1 pseudogene is annotated in these 553 nt (G+C 42.1%); it reads right to left on the reverse strand.

The features are described 5' to 3' along the window. Positions 1–387: 387 nt before the first annotated feature. Positions 388–553 (reverse strand): annotated as a pseudogene (locus R7Z50_RS30090) (zinc ABC transporter substrate-binding protein); the annotation flags it as partial.

A 553-nucleotide genomic window follows, 5' to 3' on the forward strand; every position in this document is an offset into this window, starting at 1 on the left:
ATGTACATCATGAATCCATAGCCCACCTTGCTCGCCCAAGAACAATTTTTTCGCAGCAATAAAAGTGCCCTTAACCTGAGTAGGCAAAGGGTAAAAGATGGCATTTGCATTGTTCAGCGCAAATGCGTGAGATGATATGAAGAGTCCCCAGAAAATCAGGACAAGTTGGCGAAGCAAGACGAAAACCTTATATATCAATTTATATCAACTCAACTCCCTATAGGCCTTCCGTAGCTCTTGTGAGTAGGGTTATTTTGAGCCGCTAATTATTGATAATGATATCTCAATTCCTTTTATAGAAAAGGTTCGTCTTGCCAAAGGTTGTAATTCTTACTGCTAGATCACGTAAAAGAGACATTTCATCCGCAAAACTACAACTAATTACCCTTATTTAGCCAAACATTGCTCAAAGCTGTCAGCCATGTTGCCTAACAAGTTAAAGTAACTGCCTGGCTCCACTTTGATAGTGCTGCCTAATGGGTCAAGCTCGCCTTTGGCCACATTGCTGCCACGCATCACACTCTCGACAACGGCTGGTGTAAATTGAGGCTCA

It is taken from the genome of Vibrio sp. 1249-1 (assembly GCF_033340495.1).